The organism is Streptomyces sp. PA03-6a, from assembly GCF_033792765.1.
GTDB lineage: Bacteria > Actinomycetota > Actinomycetes > Streptomycetales > Streptomycetaceae > Actinacidiphila.
In genome coordinates this window covers 1-18,445 of sequence record NZ_JARAVK010000186.1, presented here as the reverse complement: position 1 = coordinate 18,445, position 18,445 = coordinate 1, and the positions used below count along the sequence as shown (strand labels likewise).

Annotated in this window: 15 protein-coding genes; 10 read left to right on the top strand and 5 right to left on the bottom strand. The window is 74.4% G+C overall.

Going from position 1 to position 18,445, the window contains the following annotated elements:
* Positions 1 to 731, bottom strand: a 731-nt coding sequence (locus PV350_RS33360) for a hypothetical protein (protein ID WP_500337393.1), incomplete at its 3' end; no start/stop codon positions are given.
* A gap of 135 nt (positions 732 to 866) precedes the next feature.
* On the opposite strand from PV350_RS33360, the gene PV350_RS33355 reads away from it, so the two are divergent.
* The 3 genes from PV350_RS33355 (at position 867) to yicI (ending at position 5,739) form a co-directional block, all read left to right on the top strand.
* Entirely contained in the window at positions 867 to 1,904 is a 1,038-nt protein-coding gene (locus PV350_RS33355) for a LacI family DNA-binding transcriptional regulator (RefSeq protein WP_500337392.1), read from the top strand.
* A 101-nt stretch (positions 1,905 to 2,005) separates the two neighbouring features.
* Positions 2,006 to 3,403, top strand: coding sequence for a GH1 family beta-glucosidase (locus PV350_RS33350; protein ID WP_500337391.1), 1,398 nt, complete (start codon positions 2,006 to 2,008; stop codon positions 3,401 to 3,403).
* Complete coding sequence (yicI, locus tag PV350_RS33345; RefSeq protein ID WP_499510679.1) at positions 3,400 to 5,739, top strand: alpha-xylosidase; 2,340 nt, start codon at positions 3,400 to 3,402, stop codon at positions 5,737 to 5,739. Before PV350_RS33350 ends, yicI begins: the two co-directional genes overlap by 4 nt.
* A 69-nt stretch (positions 5,740 to 5,808) precedes the next feature.
* Here yicI and PV350_RS33340 read toward each other — a convergent pair whose 3' ends face one another.
* Complete coding sequence (locus tag PV350_RS33340) at positions 5,809 to 6,336, bottom strand: hypothetical protein (RefSeq protein ID WP_500337390.1); 528 nt, start codon at positions 6,334 to 6,336, stop codon at positions 5,809 to 5,811.
* A 99-nt stretch (positions 6,337 to 6,435) separates the two neighbouring features.
* Complete coding sequence (locus tag PV350_RS33335) at positions 6,436 to 7,224, bottom strand: glutamate racemase (protein ID WP_500337389.1); 789 nt, start codon at positions 7,222 to 7,224, stop codon at positions 6,436 to 6,438.
* Between the two features lie 120 nt (positions 7,225 to 7,344).
* Between PV350_RS33335 and PV350_RS33330 the strand changes: the two genes are divergently transcribed.
* Positions 7,345 to 8,502: a glycosyltransferase gene (locus PV350_RS33330; protein ID WP_500337394.1), complete on the top strand. Its 1,158-nt coding sequence runs from the start codon at positions 7,345 to 7,347 to the stop codon at positions 8,500 to 8,502.
* On the opposite strand, the gene PV350_RS33325 is transcribed toward PV350_RS33330, so the two are convergent.
* On the bottom strand, positions 8,466 to 9,623 hold the full coding sequence (locus PV350_RS33325; RefSeq protein ID WP_500337388.1) for a glycosyltransferase: 1,158 nt from the start codon (positions 9,621 to 9,623) through the stop codon (positions 8,466 to 8,468). The genes PV350_RS33330 and PV350_RS33325 overlap by 37 nt on opposite strands.
* 320 nt (positions 9,624 to 9,943) lie before the next feature.
* Between PV350_RS33325 and PV350_RS33320 the strand changes: the two genes are divergently transcribed.
* The 4 genes from PV350_RS33320 (at position 9,944) to PV350_RS33305 (ending at position 14,703) form a co-directional block, all read left to right on the top strand.
* Positions 9,944 to 10,450, top strand: a complete 507-nt coding sequence (locus PV350_RS33320) for a DUF6643 family protein (protein ID WP_499510683.1) — start codon at positions 9,944 to 9,946, stop codon at positions 10,448 to 10,450.
* 60 nt (positions 10,451 to 10,510) lie between these two features.
* On the top strand, positions 10,511 to 11,347 hold the full coding sequence (locus tag PV350_RS33315) for an MOSC domain-containing protein (RefSeq protein WP_500337387.1): 837 nt from the start codon (positions 10,511 to 10,513) through the stop codon (positions 11,345 to 11,347).
* A 133-nt stretch (positions 11,348 to 11,480) separates the two neighbouring features.
* Positions 11,481 to 12,089, top strand: coding sequence for an Rv1733c family protein (locus PV350_RS33310; RefSeq protein ID WP_499510685.1), 609 nt, complete (start codon positions 11,481 to 11,483; stop codon positions 12,087 to 12,089).
* A 166-nt stretch (positions 12,090 to 12,255) separates the two neighbouring features.
* On the top strand, positions 12,256 to 14,703 hold the full coding sequence (locus PV350_RS33305) for a right-handed parallel beta-helix repeat-containing protein (RefSeq protein ID WP_499510686.1): 2,448 nt from the start codon (positions 12,256 to 12,258) through the stop codon (positions 14,701 to 14,703).
* Here PV350_RS33305 and PV350_RS33300 read toward each other — a convergent pair.
* Positions 14,673 to 16,973, bottom strand: a complete 2,301-nt coding sequence (locus PV350_RS33300; protein WP_500337386.1) for a hypothetical protein — start codon at positions 16,971 to 16,973, stop codon at positions 14,673 to 14,675. The two genes, PV350_RS33305 and PV350_RS33300, sit on opposite strands and share 31 nt — an antisense overlap.
* A 249-nt stretch (positions 16,974 to 17,222) precedes the next feature.
* Between PV350_RS33300 and PV350_RS33295 the strand changes: the two genes are divergently transcribed.
* Both PV350_RS33295 and PV350_RS33290 read left to right on the top strand, forming a co-directional pair.
* Entirely contained in the window at positions 17,223 to 18,086 is an 864-nt protein-coding gene (locus PV350_RS33295) for a DeoR/GlpR family DNA-binding transcription regulator (RefSeq protein WP_499510688.1), read from the top strand.
* 25 nt (positions 18,087 to 18,111) lie between these two features.
* The coding region (locus PV350_RS33290) for an SRPBCC family protein (protein WP_500337385.1) at positions 18,112 to 18,445 on the top strand (334 nt) is incomplete at its 3' end.

The window sequence follows — 18,445 nt, the reverse complement described above, 5'->3', positions numbered from 1 at the left end:
GGGCGTGCCGCCTCGCCATGTCCGCGCGCGGCGTCGGCGCAGCGTCGGCAGGCGGCACGCCCCATGCCCGCCTCCACTGCTTGCAACCCGAGCTCGGGAGGCCCGCGACGTCGGCGCAAGGGCCCCGCAGCGGCGCGGCACGTACCCCCCTGACTCACCTCGCCGCCCCCGTGACGTCCGCGCGCGACGTCGGCGAACCGCCGGTTGGCCACGGCGAACCCCTCCATGGCCGGCCGGACAGCCGCACGGATGTCGTCGACGCCGCTGCCGGATCGCAACGGGTAGGCGGCCTCGAACAGCGCGCTGACGGCGTGAGCAAGTCCTCCCGCGGCGTCCATGACCGCCTCCGGTGCCTCCAGCCGGACCGCGGCGAGTGCGGCGTCCATCGGTACGAGGGCCTGCCAGGCGGCGACCAGGTTGTCCACGGGGTCGTCGGGGTGGGCGGCGCGATGGTCGACCGCCGAGGCGAGTTCCCGGGTGGCGGCACGGCAGGCGGCCGTGAACGTCACATAGGCGTCGCGACGGTTCTGCCGCTGCCGGCGCCGGTCCTCGAGGTCCCTCTGCCGTACGAGCTGCCACCGCACCGCCGCCCAGGCGAAGCCGCCGGTGACCACCGAACCGAACGCGCCGACCGCGGCGCCCAGCAGTACCGCCGTTGCCTCGTCCGCACCGGACCCCCTCCCGGCGGCCCGCCCGTGCCGCCCGCACCGGCCCTGCCCGGCGCGCGGCATGCGTCACACACCGCCGCCACGGGTCGAGGGCCATTGCCTCACCCCGGGAGGCCGACATAGCATCGTGTTCCGCATCGGTCGAATCGATTCGACGAATCGATTCGACAACCGGCACACGGGCCGCGAAGGAGCCGCATGACCACGATCAAGGACGTCGCCGAGCGCGCCGGGGTCGCGCCGAGCACCGTGTCATACGTGCTGAGCGGCTCGCGCAAGATCTCCGAGGACACCCGCCGCACCGTGCAGCAGGCGATCGACGAGCTCGGGTACCACCCGCGCGCGAGCGCCCGCACGCTGCGCAGCGCGCGCACCAACGTGCTGGCGCTGGCCTTCCCCCGCGTGGCGGGCGGCTACCGGGCGGTCGACGGGCAATTCGCCATCTACATCAGCGACGCGGCCCGCGCCCACGGTTACGACGTCCTGCTCATGACCGCGCGGGAGGGCGTGCCGGGGCTGCGCCGCATCGCGCGCGGCGGCCAGGCGGACGCCGCGATCCTGATGGCCGTCGAGATGGAGGATCCGCGCATCGCGGCCATGCTCGAACTCGGCTTCCCCACGGCGCTGCTGGGGCGGTCCGCCGACGACGCCACGCTGCCGTGGACCGATCTGGACTGGGAGGCGGCCGCCGCCCTCGCCGTCCACGAGGTCGCCGCCGCCGGCCACCGGGACATCGCGTACCTGGCCACCACCGAGCGCGAGATCCAGGCCCGGCGCGGCTACGCGATCCGGGGCGTGGCCGGTGCCCGCCGCGCGGCGCCGGAGACCGGGGCCGACGTGCGCGTGCACCAGTCGACCGGGGACATGGCCCGGCTCGCGCGGCGCATCGGCACCCTGCTGCACGGCGAACGCCCGCCCACCGCCCTGGTGGTGCAGCACGTGGCGGCGCTCCCACACGTCCTCGCCGCCGTGGCGGCGGAGGGACTGCGGGTGCCAGAGGACCTGGCGGTCGTGGCGGTCGGCAACCTCCCCGACGACGTGGGCGGTCAGGACCTGCCGCGCATCGAACTGCCCGTCCCCGCGATGTCCGCCGAGGTGACCCGGCTCGCCGTGGAGGCCATCGCCGCCCACGCGCAGGGCACGTCCCCCATGCCGCCGGGGCACCGGCTGATCCCCCCGGTGCTCGTGCCGGGCCCGCTGATCGCCCCGCCCCGCCCGCGCACGGCCGGCGCCTGAATCCGGCACCTGAACCGGCACCTGAACCCGGCGCCCTCCGTCCGCCGTTCCCACCGTCCCGTTCCACGTACCCGCCACTCACCAGCCAGGGAGCACTCCCCATGCCCACCGATTTCCCGGTCTTCCCGCCCGGTTTCCGTTTCGGCGCCGCCACCGCCGCGTACCAGATCGAGGGTGCCCACGACGAGGACGGCCGCGGGCCGTCCATCTGGGACACCTTCAGCCACACCCCTGGCCGCACCGCCGAGGGCGCCACCGGTGACGTGGCCTGCGACCACTACCACCGGCACGCCGAGGACGTACGCCTCCTCTCCGACCTGGGCGTCGACTCCTACCGCTTCTCCGTCGCCTGGCCGCGCGTCGTCCCGCAGGGCCGCGGCGCGGTCAACGGCAGGGGCCTGGACTTCTACGACCGCCTCACCGACGACCTGCTCGCCGCCGGCATCTCCCCCGCTGTGACCCTCTACCACTGGGACCTCCCGCAGGCCCTGGAGGACGAGGGCGGCTGGCGCAACCGCGCGACGGCCGAGGCCTTCGCCGCGTACACGACCGCCGTCGCCGAGCGGCTCGGGGACCGCGTCGAGCGCTGGATCACCCTCAACGAGCCCTACTGCTCGGCCTTCGTCGGCTACGCCGAGGGCCGGCACGCCCCCGGCGCGCAGGAGGGCACCGGCGCGCTGGCCGCCGCCCACCACCTGCTGCTCGCCCACGGCCTGGCCGTGCGCGCCCTGCGCGAGGCGGGCGCCCGCGAGGTCGGCATCACCCTCAACCTCGACCGCATCGAGGCGGCGAGCGACTCCGCCGCGGACCAGGCCGCGCTGCGCCGGGCCGTGACGCTGCACAACGACACGTGGACCGAGCCGCTGTTCTCGGGCCGCTACCCCACCGGCGAGGCCGAGACCTGGGGCGCGCTCGCCGACGGCTCGTACCGCCGCGAGGGCGACCTCGAGGTCATCGGAGCCCCGCTGGACTTCGTGGGCCTCAACTTCTACCGCCCCCTCACCGTCACCGACGCCCCGCACCGCGAGGCCGACCCGGCCCGCCGTACCGCCGTCGACATCGGTGTGCGGGAGACCGACCCGTACGGGACGCGGCACACCACCATGGGCTGGCCCGTCGTGCCCGAGTCCTTCACGGCGCTGCTGCTGGAGCTCAAGGAGCGCTACCCGTCCCTGCCGCCCGCCTTCATCACGGAGAACGGCTCGGCCGAGGCCGACGTCCTCTCCGCCGACGGCCGCGTCGACGACGCCGACCGCGTGGCCTACCTCCGCGACCACCTCCACGCGCTCGTCGCCGCGATGGACGCGGGTGTGGACGTGCGCGGCTACTACGTCTGGTCGCTGCTGGACAACTTCGAGTGGGCCCGGGGCTACGGCCAGCGCTTCGGCATCGTGCACGTCGACTACGACAACGGCGCCAAGCGCACGCCCAAGGCCAGTTACGGCTGGTACCGGGACCTGATCGGCGCCCACCGGGCGGGACGGCAGGAGCGGTCGTGAAGTTCACCGACGGCTTCTGGATGATGCGCCCGGGCGTCACGGCGAAGTACGCGACCTCCGTCGCCGACGCCTCGGTCGCGGACGACCGGATCGTCCTGCACGCGCCGGTGAAGCCGGTGCGGCAGCGCGGCGACACGCTCAACAGCCCGCTGCTGGCGGTCGAGTGCTGGTCCCCCGCCGAGGGCGTGATCGGCGTGCGCACCACCCACCACGCCGGGACGGCCCGCCGCGGCCCGGAGTTCGGCCTGGCCGGCGCCGGGGACGGCGGCACGGGGAAGACCGCCCGCGACGGCTCGGTGCTCGAGCTGACCTCGGGCGAACTGACGCTGCGCGTCGACACCTCCGCCCCCTGGCGGCTGGACTTCACCGCGGGCGGCCGCGTCCTCACCTCGGCCGGCGCCCGCGGCACGGGCTTCGTCACCGACGCGGACGACCGGCACTTCATGGTGGCCCAGCTGTCGCTCGGGGTCGGTGAGCTGGTGTACGGCCTGGGCGAGCGCTTCACCCCGTTCGTGAAGAACGGCCAGACCGTGGACATCTGGCAGGCGGACGGCGGCACGGCCAGCGAGCAGGCCTACAAGAACGTCCCGTTCCACCTCACCAACCGCGGCTACGGCGTCTTCGTCAACCACCCCGGCAAGGTCTCGTACGAGGTCGGCTCCGAGGTGGTCGACCAGGTGCAGTTCAGCGTCGAGGACCAGTCGCTGGAGTACTTCGTCGTCCACGGGTCCACCCCGAAGGAGATCCTGGCCCGCTACACGGCCCTCACCGGCCGCCCCGCGCTGCCGCCGGCCTGGTCGTTCGGCCTGTGGCTGTCGACCTCCTTCACCACCTCCTACGACGAGGCGACCGTCAGCCACTTCGTGCAGGGGATGGCGGACCGCGGGATCCCGCTGAGCGTCTTCCACTTCGACTGCTTCTGGATGCGCGAGTACCAGTGGAGCGACTTCACCTGGGACGCGGAGGTCTTCCCCGACCCCGAGGGCATGCTCGCCCGGCTCAAGGAGCGCGGGCTGCGCGTCTCCGCCTGGATCAACCCGTACATCGCGCAGAAGTCCGCGCTCTTCGCGGAGGGCATGCGCGAGGGCCACCTCGTCCTGCGGCCGAACGGCGACGTGTGGCAGTGGGACCTGTGGCAGCCGGGGATGGCGCTGGTCGACTTCACCAACCCCGCGGCCCGCGCCTGGTACGCGGAGAAGCTGCGCGCGCTGCTGCGGCAGGGCGTCGACGTCTTCAAGACCGACTTCGGCGAGCGCATCCCGGTCGACGTGGTGTGGCACGACGGCTCCGACCCGGAGCGCATGCACAACTACTACGCGCAGCTGTACAACCAGGTCGTCTTCGACCTGCTGCGCGAGGAGCGCGGCGAGGGCGAGGCGGTGCTCTTCGCCCGCTCCGCCACCGCGGGCGGGCAGCAGTTCCCGGTGCACTGGGGCGGAGACTGCGAGTCGACGTTCACGGCGATGGCGGACAGCCTGCGCGGTGGTCTGTCGCTCGGCCTGTCGGGCTTCGGCTTCTGGAGCCACGACATCGGCGGCTTCGAGGGGACGCCGGACCCGGCGCTGTTCAAGCGCTGGGTGCAGTTCGGCCTGCTGTCCTCGCACAGCCGGCTGCACGGCAGCAGGTCCTACCGCGTGCCCTGGGAGTTCGGCGACGAGGCCGTCGCCGTCACCCGCGACTTCACCCGGCTGAAGAACCGCCTCATGCCGTACCTGTACCGGGCCGCACTGCAGGCCCGTGACCAGGGCACGCCGATGATGCGCGCGATGGTGCTGGAGTTCCCCGACGACCCGGCCTGCCACCACCTCGACCGGCAGTACATGCTCGGCGACGACGTGCTGGTCGCTCCGGTCCTCAGCGCGGACGGCGAGGTCGAGTACTACGTCCCGGCCGGCACCTGGACGCACCTGCTGACCGGCGAGCGCGTCGAGGGACCGGGCTGGCGGCGCGAGACGCACGGTTTCGACACGCTCCCGCTGCTGGCGAGGCCCGGCTCGGTCGTGCCGTTCGGCGCCTTCGAGGAGGGCCCGGAGTACGACTGGGCCGACGGCGTCACCCTGCGGGTGCACGCCCCGGCCGACGGCGGCGAGACGACCACCACCGTGCCCGCACCGGACGGCACGGCGGCCGCAGTCTTCCGGGTGAGCCGTACGGGTGACACGGTCACGGTCGAGGCCCGGGGCGAGCGCCCGCCGGCCACGCCGTGGAACGTCCTGCTCGTCGGCGCGGACGACACGGACGGGGCCGAGGGCGCCACGTCGGCCGAGCGCACCGGGCTGGGCGTGCTCCTGACGTGCGCCGCGGGAACCGGACGGGTGACGGCGCGCTGGTCGTAGCCACGCGCCGGCCGTGGAAGGCCGCGCCCGGGCCCTCGGTGGCCACGGGCGCGGCCTGCGCCCCGGCGGCTACGGGCGCAGGCTCAGCCGGCTGCGGATGGCCCGGACGGCGCCCTCGGCGTCGTCCACGGTGACGGTGAAGTGCCGGCCGTTGCCGAGGTCGATGACGACACCGGGCCCGCGGCGGACCACGACCGCGGTGCCCTGTTCCGGCCGCCAGCGGTAGCCCCAGCCGCCCCAGTGGCGTGGGCTGACGACGGGGGCGACGTGCGCGTCGTTGATCTCCTCCCACCGGAACCGCCGGCGGGGCACGCCGATGTGGCCGCAGAGCACCTGGAGCCCCTCGCGGTCCACGTTCACGCGGACGTGCGTGAACGCGACCGTTCCGAACAGCACCAGCAGCCCCGCCGCGATGCAGCCCACGACCGACATGACCAGCGGCACCGTGCCCGAGGTGTAGGGCGAGGCCACGGCGAGCTCGATGCCGAGCGCCATGCAGGCCGCTCCCGCGGCCGCCAGCAGCCACTGGAAGCGGTTGCTCGCGTGGCCGGTCCACACCTGGGATGTACGCGCGTCGTCACGCTGCGCGTCCGTCATAGTCCGCAGCCTACTCATCCCACGACGAGTTGGCACCGTTCCACGGAGGGGAAATAGGGGGACGCCGCCCGGGGGCGCCGGGGGCGCGTCCGGGCGGTGTCAGCGCGCCTCGGCCGCGGCGGGGGTCACTCGGGCGTCGAGGGAGCGGCCCTCGGCGTAGGCCAGCGCCTCGGGCGTGACGGCGCCCGCCCGTCCGCTGAGGATCACCGCGAGGCTCCCGGTGGACGCCGCGTCCGGGCGCGGCTCGGCGCCGATCCGCCGCAGGGTCTGGGCGGCGACGGCGTCCGCCGAGCCGTACAAGCGGGCGGGACCGGCCAGGGCGGACCGGATGCGGTCGGCGACCAGCTCGTAGTGGGTGCAGCCGAGGACGACCGCCTCCACGTCGGAGGGGGTGAGCGCGGCCGCGGCGGCGATGGCGGTGGCCGTCGCGGCCTCGTCGGCCCGGTCGACGGCGTCGGCGAGGCCGGGACACGGCACCTCGGTGATCTCGGCGCCGTTGCCGAATTCCTCGATCAGCCCGCGCTGGTAGGGGCTCCCGGTGGTCGCCGGGGTCGCCCAGATCGCGACCTTGCCGGCCCCGGCCGCGGCGGGCTTGATCGCCGGAACGGTGCCGACGACCGGGATGCCGGGTTCGAGCGCCGCGCGCAGCGCGGGCAGGGCGTGCACCGAGGCGGTGTTGCAGGCCACGATCAGCGCTTCCGGGCGGTGCTCGGCAGCGGCGAGGGCGCAGGCCAGGGCGTGCGCGGTGACGTCCTCGGGGGTGCGCGGACCCCAGGGCATGCCGTCGGGGTCGCTGGAGAGCACCAGGTCCGCGTCCGGCCGCAGCCGGCGGATGGCCGCGGCCGCGGCGAGCAGGCCGATACCGGAGTCCATCAGCGCGATCTTCACGGGGGACAACCCTACGCGATGCGATTGTCGGCCCGCTCTGCGGCCGTACCGGGGGAAATGACGCACGCGGGAGGGCGACGGCGGCAGACTGCGGGGGTGACGTGGCTGACGTGGGTGACCATGGTGTCGTTGCTGTCGTGGGTGTGGCTGCTGCTGGCGCAGGGGTCGTTCTGGCGGACGGACGTGCGGCTGCCTGCCGTCGCGGCGGAGCCACGGGAGTGGCCGGACGTGGCGGTGGTCGTCCCGGCGCGGGACGAGGCGGAGGTGCTGCCGCGGAGCCTGCCGAGCGTCCTGGCGCAGCGCTACCCGGGACGCGCCGAGGTGGTCCTGGTGGACGACGGCAGCAGCGACGGCACCGGGGAACTGGCCCGTGCGCTGGCGGGCCGGGTGGACGGGCTGCCGTTGCGCGTGATCGCGCCGGGGCCCGTCCCGGAGGGCTGGACGGGGAAACTGTGGGCGGTGCGCCACGGCATCGAGGTGGCCACCGCGTCCGGCGGCCCGGAGTTCCTGCTGCTGACGGACGCCGACATCGCACACGGCCCCGAATCGCTGCGCCACCTGGTGGCCGCGGCGCAGGCGGGCGACCTGGACATGGTGTCGCAGATGGCCCGGCTGCGGGTCGCCACGACCTGGGAGCGGTTGATCGTCCCCGCCTTCGTCTACTTCTTCGCGCAGCTGTACCCGTTCCGCCGGGTGAACCGGCCGCGGGCCAGGACCGCCGCGGCCGCCGGCGGATGCGTGCTGATCCGCCGCACGGCGGTGGAGCGGGCGGGCGTGCCCGACACGATCCGGCACGCGGTGATCGACGACGTGGCGCTGGCCCGCGCCGTCAAGCGGTCCGGCGGGCGGATCTGGCTGGGCCTGGCCGAGGAGGTCGACAGCGTCCGCCCCTACCCCGGCCTCGCCGAGCTGTGGCGGATGGTCTCGCGCAGCGCGTACGCGCAGCTGCGGCACAGCGCGGTCCTCCTCGCCGGCACGGTGCTCGGCCTGCTGCTGGTGTACGTGCTCCCGCCGCTCGCCACGATCGGCGGGGCGGTCACCGGTGACCGCCCGCTGTGCGCGGCGGGCGCGGCGGCGTGGGCCCTGATGTGCGGTACCTACCTGCCGATGCTCCGCTACTACCGGCTGCCGCCGTGGCCGGCGCTGCTGCTGCCGTTCACGGCCGTCCTCTACCTGCTGATGACGGTCGACTCGGCGGTGCAGCACGGCCGCGGCCGTGGGGCCGCGTGGAAGGGCCGCACCTACGCGCGGCCGCGGCCCGACGACGCCTCGGCGTAGACCACGGCGAGCCGGGCGCCGACGGCTGACGTGCCGTAGCGGCGCCGGGTGCGGTCGGCGAGGGCCGCGGGACGGCGCGCGGACAGCCGGGCGGCGGCCTCCACCAGCGCCCGGCCGAGTGCGGGGGCGTCACCGGGCGGGACGAGCACCCCGCCGTCGTGCCCGACGAGTTCGGGGAGCGCTCCGGTGCGGGTGCCGACGACGGGGGTGCCGCAGCAGAGCGCGTCCAGGGCGCGCACGCAGAAGCTCTCCACATGGCTCGCCACGAGGAAGAGGTCGGCGTGCGCGACGGTGTGCAGCGCCTCGGCGCGGCCGCGGGCCCGGCGCACCGTGACGAAGTGGGCCACTCCGCACGTGCGTATCAGCTCACGCACGTCGCCGGGGAGTTCGGCGGACCCCTCGGCGATGACGTCCAGCCGTAGCCGCGGGTCCTTGACCCGGGCGCCGGCGAAGGCGCGCACCAGCACCTCCCAGCCCTCGTGCGCCTCGAAGCGCCCGGCGGCCGCCACCCGCACCGGGTCCTGGCTGATCCGGGTACGGGCGGGCACCGGCGGCAGTGCCTCGGGGCCGACCGGGTGCGGGACGAGGCGGTGCCGGCCCGGGAGGCGGAGTTCCCCGAGCCGCAGCAGCAGTGCGTCGCTGACCGCGAGGACGGCGGCGGCCTCGCGGTAGATCCGCGCGCGGGACCGCCGCGCGGGAAGACCCGGGAGCGGGCGCGTGGGGTGGCCGAGCAGGGACGGGTCGTCCTCGCTCAGCACGTAGGGCAGCCCCGCGGTCCGTGCGAGCCGGGGCAGCAGTCCCTCGGCGCCGGGCACATGGCCGTGGATGAGGTCGAACCGGCCGCACTCGGCCGCTTCGTGGCGGAGCACGCCCTCGACGCGGCCCGCGGTGACCCGGCGCGCCATGGCGCCGCCGTGGGGGACGGCGACCTGGTAGTGGTGCGGCCGCTCGGGGTCGCGGCCGGCGTAGGGGAGCCCACGGACGGCGGGCAGGGTCAACTCGCGGACGGCCACCACGTCGACCACGTCGGCGACGGTCGCAGCGGCCTTGTGCCATTCCTCCGGCCGCGCCGGCCGGTTCTGCCCGAAAAGCATGGCGACGCGCATGGCCCACTGTGGCATATCGGGGGCCTCCCGGGACGAAGTTCGCCGGAGTCACGGAAACGCCGCGTTCCTCCTTCGTGCGGGTGACTTGTTGGTGCGCGAGAGTGCCGGTCCCGTCACCCTCCGGCACCACCCGGCCGGGTGCTTCCCCGCGCCCGTGTTCCCGCGTGACGAGCGGTAACGCCCCAGGCCCAGCGCCTTTACGCGATCCGAACGGCGACCACGGACCGATTTCCTCCGATTCGATCGCAATAGGGGTCAGCCGTCACTCGCTGCACATGAAATGACCTGCTAATCGGTCTCCCCAACCAGCACATCGTGGGCTTAACTTATGGGCTATGACCTCCCCCCGCGGTTCTTACGGCGGTGGCTACTACACGTCGCCGTTCTTCCCCGACACCCCCATCTACGACAGCCTGGTCGCAGAGCGGGGCACCCCTCAGATCGCGCCGATCCGCGTACCGTCCGCGTACGACACCGGCAGCAATCTCCCGGCCCTGCCGGCCGCGCTCCCCGCGCTGCCGCCCGGCCCCTCGCAGTACTCCTCCGCGCCGAGCACGCCGTCGTACTCCGGCTACTCGGCGCCCGGCTACCAGCAGCCCCAGCTGCAGCAGGCGCCGGCGCCCTACATCCCGCAGCAGGCCACCGCGCCCCGGCCCGCCGCCTTCAACGGCGGGTACCAGGCGCAGCAGGCCCCGCAGCAGTACCAGGGCCCGGCCGGCTACGAACAGGTGCGCCCCGCCGCCGCGCCGCGTCCGGTGCCGCCGCGCCCCGTGGCGCCCAGCGGCTACGACGAGCAGCCGTACCAGCGGCGCAACCTCGGCCAGGGCTACTACTCCGGCTGACGCCGGCGGGCGGCCCGGTCCCCGCCGACGGGTGACCGCGCCGCCTGGCACGATGGCGGAATGACGACTCCGACGCCGACACCACGCCTCAGCTCACTGCACGTCCACCCCGTCAAGTCGCTCGGTGGACAGCGGTTGTCCGAGGCACTGGTGGAGCCGTGGGGGCTCGCCGGAGACCGCCGGTGGATGCTCGCCGACGCTGCGGGACGATGCGTCACGCAGCGGGAGCAGCCCCGGCTGGCCCTGGCACGCGCGGAGTCGTCCCCCGGTGGTGGGCTGCTGCTCACCGCCCCGGGGATGCCGTCGCTGGACATCGACGCACCGGGACCGTCCACGACGGTCCCGGTGCACATATGGGGCGACAAGGTGGAGGCCGTGCCCGCGGGAGACGCGGCCGCCGCCTGGTTCAGCACGTACCTGGGCGCGGAGGTCACCCTCGTCCACCTCGACGACCCGGCCCGGCGCCGCCCGGTCGACCCGGACTACGCGCGCCCCGGTGAGACCGTCAGCTTCGCCGACGGTTTCCCCCTGCTCGTGACGACTGAGGCCTCGCTGGCCGCCCTCAACGCGCTGATCGCCGCGGGCGACCACCCCGGCGAGGGCCCCCTTCCGATGGACCGCTTCCGTCCCAACGCCGTCATCGCGGGGACCGCTCCCTGGGCCGAGGACACCTGGACCCGGATCCGCATCGGGGAAGTCGAATTCCGCGTCGTGAAGCCCTGTGGGCGTTGCGTGGTGACGACGACGGACCAGCGCACCGCGGCTCGCGGCCGGGAACCCCTGCGCACCCTCGCGCGCCACCGCAGATTCGGGGGCAGACTGGTTTTCGGACAGAATCTCGTGCCCGTACGACCCGGAACACTCCGGGTGGGAGACGCGTTGTCGAGTATGGAGTGAACGCGTCCCGAGACCGCGGCACGGTCCGGGCACCGGACGGGTGCCGGCGTGAGATGGCCCCCTCCCGCCCGGTCCATGCCGCGCATGTGCCGTGCCATGTGCGGTACTTGGACGGTGAAGGGGGTGCGGCCCGATGGCGGCCACGCACGTGCGGTGGTGGCGTTGGCGGAAGAACAGCCTGCGCCGCCGTTCCGACGTGTTCGAGGCCTGCGCGGGGGTCGCGGCGGGCTGCGCCATCGTCCTGGGGGCGCCGGCCGCGGGGCTGGTCGCCGGGCTGGCCGTGGACCACTCCCTCCAGCACACCGTCGGCGTCGAGCACGCCACCCGCATCGAGGTCGGCGCCGTGGTGCTCAAGGCCGGGCCACGCGAGGCCGCCGACCCCGACCCCGAGTCCGGCCACGTCCGCGAGGAGCGCCGGGACGCCGTGGTCCGCTGGACCGCTCCGGACGGGCAGGTCCACACCGCCCAGGTGCGCGTGGCCGCCGCCCACGACAAGGGCGACCACCTCACGATGTGGACCGACAAGTCCGGTGCCGTGCCCGTGCCCGCGCCCCTGGACGCCCGGTCCGCCACCACGCATGCGATGCTCGCCGGGATCGGCACCTTCCTCGCCGCGAGCGTGCTGGGGTTGATGGGGCGCCAGGTGCTCATGTGGCAGCTGATGCGCCGCAGGCTCGCGGAGTGGGAGCGCGAGTGGGCCGCGGCCGGGCAGAGCTGGGGCCGCGCCGGGGCGGGCGGCTGACCACGCCGGATACGTACGCCGGTGCCACGGATCATCCGCAATCGGCCTCATCCGCCCGGTTCCATCAGGTGATCCATCAGCATCGGGTGCTGGCGCGCGCCCGGCGCGCGCTACCGTTGAGGCCCCCAGGTCGGCGCAGTGCAAGAGGACGGGGCAGAGCATCTCCATGGCACAGGGCGTGGTTCAGGTGACGCACACCAGCAGCTCGCGGTGGCGCCGCCGCACAGGAGAGTACGAGAGCCTCGCCGCGGCCCTGGAGGCGGCCGCCGAGGGCGACGTGCTCTCGGTCAACCCCGGGACCTACCGGGAGAACCTCGTCGTGGAGAAGGCCATAACGCTCCGCGCCGCCGAAGGGCCGGGCTCCGTCCGCATCGCCCCGCCGGCCGGTGTCGCGCTGACCGTACGGGCCGCGGCGACGGTCCAGGACCTCTCCGTCGAGGGGCAGGACACCTCCGCCGCCGCGCTGCTCGTCGAGGGCGCCGCACCCGAACTCACCGGACTGCGGGTCAGCACGCGGTCCGCGGTGGGCATAGAGGTCCGCGACGGGGCGCGGCCGACCGTGCGCCGCTGCACCGTCGACAACCCGGCCGGGCTCGGGATCAGCATCCTGGAGGCCGCGGGCGGGCTGTTCGAGGACTGCGAGGTCGTGGCCGCGGGTCAGACCGGCATCTCCGTACGCGGCGGAGCCTCCCCGCGGCTGGAACGCTGCCGGGTCCGCAACGCGTCCGGCGCGGGACTCGCCCTCACCGGTGAGGGCACCGTGGCCGAGGCGGTCGGCTGCGAGGTGTACGAGGTCAAGGGCACCGGTGTACAGGTCGCCTCACGCGCGGCCGGCCATCTCACCGAGTGCCAGGTGCACCGCACCACCGGCGACGGCATCACCCTGGACACCGACGCCGTCCTGACCCTCTCCGACTGCGACATTCACGACATCCCCGAGAACGCCGTGGACCTGCGCTCCCGTTCGGTGCTCACCCTCACCCGCACCACGGTGCGGCGCTTCGGCCGCAACGGCCTGTCGGTGTGGGACCCGGGCACCCGGGTGGACGCCAACCAGTGCGAGATCCACGACAGCCACGGGGACTACCCGGCGGTCTGGGTCAGCGACGGGGCGGCCGCCGTCCTCGACTCCTGCCGCCTGCACGACGTACCCGACGCCTTGTTCGTGCTCGACCGGGGCTCGCGCGCCGACGTGGTCGACAGCGACATCTCCCAGGTCCGCAACACCGCGGTCTCGGTCAGCGACGGCGCCACCGTGCAGCTCGACGACTGCCGCATCCGCGAGGCCTCCACCGGTGCCTGGTTCCGTGACCACGGCAGCGGCGGCACGCTGTCCGCCTGCACCATCGACGACACGGCGACCGGGGTCATCGTCACCAAGGGGGCCGATCCCACGCTGGAACGGTGTGTCGTGACCAACCCGGCCGAGGCCGGGTTCTACGTCTCCGCGGGCGGCCGCGGGACCTTCACGGGCTGCCGGGTCACGGGCAGCCGGGGCTACGGCTTCCACATCATCGACGGCTGCCGCTCCACGCTCACCCGCTGCCGCACGGAGCGCTGTGCGCGCGGCGGCTACGAGTTCGCGGAGCCGGGCCCGGTGACGGAGGACTGCACCGGGGACCAGAGCGGTGAGCGCCGCACCGTGCCGGAGTCGTCGTCGGGTGTGCCGGCTCCGGCGGGCGAGCGGCAGCCCGCGCCCACGTCGTTCGGGCTGCTCGGCGGACTGCCCGTGGCGCCGACCAGCACCTCAGGGCCCGCGGCCGTGCCCGCGCCGGCCCCGGCCCCGGCCCCGGCCGGGGACACCCGTCCCTCGGACGAGGTGCTGGCCGAACTCGACGCGCTGGTGGGCCTGGAGAACGTCAAGCGCGAGGTGCGCTCCCTGATCGACCTGATCGCGGTGGGCCGCAGACGCCGCGAGGCCGGCCTCAAGGCCCCCTCCCCGCGCCGCCATCTGGTCTTCACCGGCTCCCCCGGCACGGGCAAGACGACCGTCGCACGGCTCTACGGCGAGATCCTGGCCACCCTGGGCGTGTTGGAGCGCGGCCACCTGGTGGAGGTGGCCCGCGTCGACCTGGTGGGCGAGCACATCGGCTCGACCGCCATCCGCACCCAGGAGGCCTTCGAACGCGCCCGCGGCGGGGTGCTCTTCATCGACGAGGCGTACGCCCTGGCCCCCGAGGACTCCGGCCGGGACTTCGGCCGGGAGGCCATCGACACCCTGGTGAAGCTGATGGAGGACCACCGCGAGGCGGTCGTGGTGATCGTCGCGGGCTACACCGCGGAGATGGAGCACTTCCTGTCCGCCAACCCCGGTGTCGCCTCCCGCTTCTCGCGGACCATCACCTTCGACGACTACACCCCGGTCGAGCTGCTGCGGATCGTGCGGGCCCAGGCCGAGGAGCACGAGTACCAGCTCTCCGAGGACACCGGCGAGGCGCTCTACAAGTACTTCACCGCGATCCCCAAGGGCCCGGCCTTCGGCAACGGCCGCACCGCGCGGCAGACCTTCGAGGCCATGGTCGAGCGCCACGCGGGCCGGCTCGCCCGGATCAGCGAGCCCAGCCACGAGGAGCTGCAGTTGCTCTACCCGGAGGACCTTCCCCCGCTGCCCTGACCCTGCCCGGGCAGCACCCCCTCCACGTTGCGGTACAGCCAGCGCAGCAGCGCACCGCGCTCGGCCGCGAAGGCCGGGTCGGCCTGGTAGTCGAAGTGGGTCAGCAGGGGCGCGGGCAGCGGGTGTTCCTCCGTCCTGCCGTACGCCGCAGGATCGGGCAGCGGCGCCCGGTCGACCGGTGGCCCGGGCTCGTCGAGGTGCACCGGCCCGCCGATCGGATCCGTACGCCGCCACAGATTGCGCCAGGCGTGCAGCTCGCCGTGGAGCGAGGTCAGCGCGGGGGGCCCGAAGTAGGCGGGGAACCAGCGCCCGTACAACCGGCCCAGCGGCGAGCCGTAGGTGAGCAGGGCGATCCGCGCCCGGGTCGCCGGATCCAGCTGCCAGACCGCCGCCGCGGCCAGGACGCTCCCCTGGGAGTGCCCGGAGAGGATGATCCGGCCGTGGTGGGCCCGCGTCCAGGTCGTCATGCGCCAGGTCAGGTCCGGCACCGCGCGCTCGGCGTAGCAGGGCGGTGCGAAGGGGTGCGCGGCGCGCGGCCAGAAGGTGCCGACGTCCCAGAGGATGCCGACGGTGCGGCGTGCCCCGGCGTCGCGGTAGGCCCTGCGGCCGAGCGCGATCAGGGCCACCACCCCGGCGCCGACCAGCCAGGAGCCCAGCGCCTGGGCGGTCTCCGCGACCGTGCCCACCCATCCGGGCGGGTCGGCCCCGGCCTGCCCGGGGACGGCACCGCTCAGCCAGGCCCCGGCGAGCGCCCCCGCGCCCAGCAGGAAGGCCACCGTCCCGATGACCCCTATGAACAAGGCGGCCTGATCGGTGAGTTCGGCCCTGGCGCGGGCCAGGGCGATCTGGCGGCTGCGCGCCGGCTCGTGCTCCTCCCCCGGATAGTCGGACTCCACCTTCGGCACCAGCGCCCGCGTCCGGCGCAGCAGCCTCCTGCCGCGCACGACGACCACCACGGCCAGCACCAACAGCAGCACCGGGATCGCCGATGCCTGCCAGGACAGCAGCACGGGCGGCCCGGCGACGGCTCCGTCCCCGCTGCCCGGCGTGGCCCCGCGGTCCAGCCAGTCCGCGACCCGCTGGGCGATCCCTCCGGTGAGCACCCCACCGAGCGAGCACGCGAGCAGGGCCACCGCCGGCCCGCCGAGGCCTCGCAGCTCCGCCCGCCCGTCACCGGAGCGGTGCATCAGATGGGCGACGCATGCCAGCACCACGAGCAACAACCCCTGTGCCAGGGCGAGCCAGCCGAAGGCCTCCCCTGCGGGCAGCCGCCCGCCGGCGTTCCATCCCGGCCGGTGCCAGCAGGCGTATCCGGCCGTGGCCAGCAGCGCGGCGGCCGTACCGCCCAGCATCGCCCGGGCGAGCCGTGGGTCCAGGGCCTCGTCCGGCGCGTGCTCGCTGCGTCCCATGCCGCAGGTCACGGCGATCGCCGCGACCGCCAACCCGGCCAGGGCGCCCGTCAGCAGCCAGCCGACCGCAGCGAGTATCCGGATCCCGCCGACGTCCATGTCCCGTTCGAGCGGCGGGACGACCAGGGCGACCGCGACCGTGAGCAGCCCGGCCGCCGTGTGGGCCGCACGGAGCCTGGCGACCAGCCGCCGCCCGTACCAGAAGCCGCGCCGGGCCAGCGGCGTGACGTCCGGCCCCTCCGGCTCTTGCGGATGGGGGCCCGGCAGGGGCCGCTGGGACTCGTAGGCGTACCAGGTGCGCCGGGAGAGCCACCACAGCAACAGGGTCAGCCCGACGGGCAGCGCGGCCCCGGCGGCGATCCGGCGCCCCGGCTCGCCGGCGGCGAGGAACGACAGCCAGCTCTTCCCGCCCGCGCAGGCCGCGTTGCCCGCGCACTGCCAGGCCACCAGGTCCATCGCGACCTCGCAGGCCGCCGCCACCAGCAGCACCGTCAGCGACAGCGCCAGCAGCCGCACCAGCACGTCGTACGCCCGGTCCAGGCGCGGCCGGGAGACCGGCGGCCGCATCCAGTGGGCCAGGTTGGCCACCATGAAGGGCAGCAGGAGCAGCCACAGCGCACGACTGCCGTCCCCGGACGTCAGATTGCACCAGGAGTAGGCGTCGGGCACCGGGCCCTCGCCGTACTCCTGCGGACGCCGCTCCGCGTCGGCGTCGTCGGCACGCCGGTAGATCCCGGCGGTGTCGTCACCGCAGACGCGCGTGATGCGCGGGTCGTTGAGCATCGTCTGCGGCGTCGTCCCGCCGACGCCGTGGACCAGCAACTCCAGCGCCAGTTCCGTCCTCACCGTATCCGACCGCATCGCGATCGCCTCCCCGTACGTTCCCCGTGACGCGCGTACGGCATCGCGCGTATTCAGAATCGGGCACACGTACCAGTACTGGACAGAGGTGTTCACGAATGCCACCCGAACGTGTCACACGCGGTACGTGTGGGACCGGTCACCCCGCGCCCTTCGTCCCCCGTCCGGCGGGGGCGGTCGTGGAAGGATGGCGAGACTGCCGGTCCGGGCAGCATCGGGATCACATCAGAGGATGGGACGGGACCTCGGGTGAGCGACAACCAGAACCTGCTCGCGGAACAGCGGCGTGCGCTGATCCTGGACGAGGTCCGGCGCCGCGGCGGGGTCCGGGTCAACGAGCTGACCCGGAAGCTGAACGTGTCGGACATGACCGTCCGCCGCGACCTCGACGCGCTCGCCCGTCAGGGCGTGGTCGAGAAGGTCCACGGCGGCGCCGTGCCGGTCGCCCCCGCCAGCAGCCACGAGCCGGGCTTCGAGGCGAAGGCGGGCCTCGAACTCGGGGCCAAGGAGGCCATCGCCCGCGCCGCCGCCCGCCTGGTCACCCCCGGCAGCGCCATCGCGCTCACCGGCGGCACGACGACGTACGCCCTGGCCCAGCACCTCCTCGACGTGCCCGACCTCACCGTGGTCACCAACTCCGTCCGCGTCGCCGACGTCTTCCACTCCGCGGCCCGCGGCGCGGGCGGCGGCCGCGAGGGCGCCGCGACCGTCGTCCTCACCGGCGGTGTGCGCACCCCCTCGGACTCCCTCGTCGGCCCCGTCGCGGACCGGGCGATCGGCTCGCTCCACTTCGACCTGCTCTTCCTCGGCGTCCACGGCATCTCGGTCGAGGCCGGCCTGTCCACCCCCAACCTCGCCGAGGCGGAGACCAACCGGCGCTTCGTCCGCTCCGCACGCCGGGTGGTCGTCATCGCCGACCACACCAAGTGGGGCACCGTGGGCCTGAGCTCCTTCGCCACCCTGGAGGACGTGGACACCCTCGTCACCGACGCGGGCATCCCCGAGGTGCTCCGAGCGGAGATCGCCGAGCACCTGTCGGACCTGATCGTCGCCGGCGAGCCCGCGGAGGCCGAGCCGGGCGGCGCCCTGCGCGAGGGTCCCGCAGACAACTGACGGTTCCTCAACTACCGTACGGCCCATGACCCGCCGACTGCGCCCCACACGTCAGGTGGACCTGGGCTTCCTCGCCTCGGCGCCGCTGCGTCTCGTCTTCGCCGCCGACGTCACGGCACCGCCCGACGCCGTGCACGCCGCGCTCGCCAAGGACACCGCGGGCTGGACGGCGTGGTTCGGCGCCGTCACGGCCGCCGTGCCGACCGCCACGGGCCGCACGATCGGGCTCCGGGGAGGAGTGCGTTTCGAGGAGACCGTCCTCGCCGACGAGCCCCCGCGGCGCTTCGCCTACCGCGTCGACGCCACGAACGCCCCGGGCCTGCGCGCCCTGCTGGAGGATTGGGCGCTCTCCCCCACCC

Bases quoted from the DNA above. Each gene is read 5' to 3' on its own strand.
- PV350_RS33325 (WP_500337388.1), bottom strand. From the start codon at position 9,623: ATGCCACAGTGGGCCATGCGCGTCGCCATGCTTTTCGGGCAGAACCGG.
- PV350_RS33300 (WP_500337386.1), bottom strand. From the start codon at position 16,973: ATGCGGTCGGATACGGTGAGGACGGAACTGGCGCTGGAGTTGCTGGTC.
- PV350_RS33350 (WP_500337391.1), top strand. From the start codon at position 2,006: ATGCCCACCGATTTCCCGGTCTTCCCGCCCGGTTTCCGTTTCGGCGCC.
- PV350_RS33315 (WP_500337387.1), top strand. From the start codon at position 10,511: ATGACGACTCCGACGCCGACACCACGCCTCAGCTCACTGCACGTCCAC.
- PV350_RS33305 (WP_499510686.1), top strand. From the start codon at position 12,256: ATGGCACAGGGCGTGGTTCAGGTGACGCACACCAGCAGCTCGCGGTGG.
- PV350_RS33310 (WP_499510685.1), top strand. From the start codon at position 11,481: ATGGCGGCCACGCACGTGCGGTGGTGGCGTTGGCGGAAGAACAGCCTG.
- PV350_RS33355 (WP_500337392.1), top strand. From the start codon at position 867: ATGACCACGATCAAGGACGTCGCCGAGCGCGCCGGGGTCGCGCCGAGC.
- PV350_RS33340 (WP_500337390.1), bottom strand. From the start codon at position 6,336: ATGACGGACGCGCAGCGTGACGACGCGCGTACATCCCAGGTGTGGACC.
- PV350_RS33330 (WP_500337394.1), top strand. From the start codon at position 7,345: ATGGTGTCGTTGCTGTCGTGGGTGTGGCTGCTGCTGGCGCAGGGGTCG.
- PV350_RS33320 (WP_499510683.1), top strand. From the start codon at position 9,944: ATGACCTCCCCCCGCGGTTCTTACGGCGGTGGCTACTACACGTCGCCG.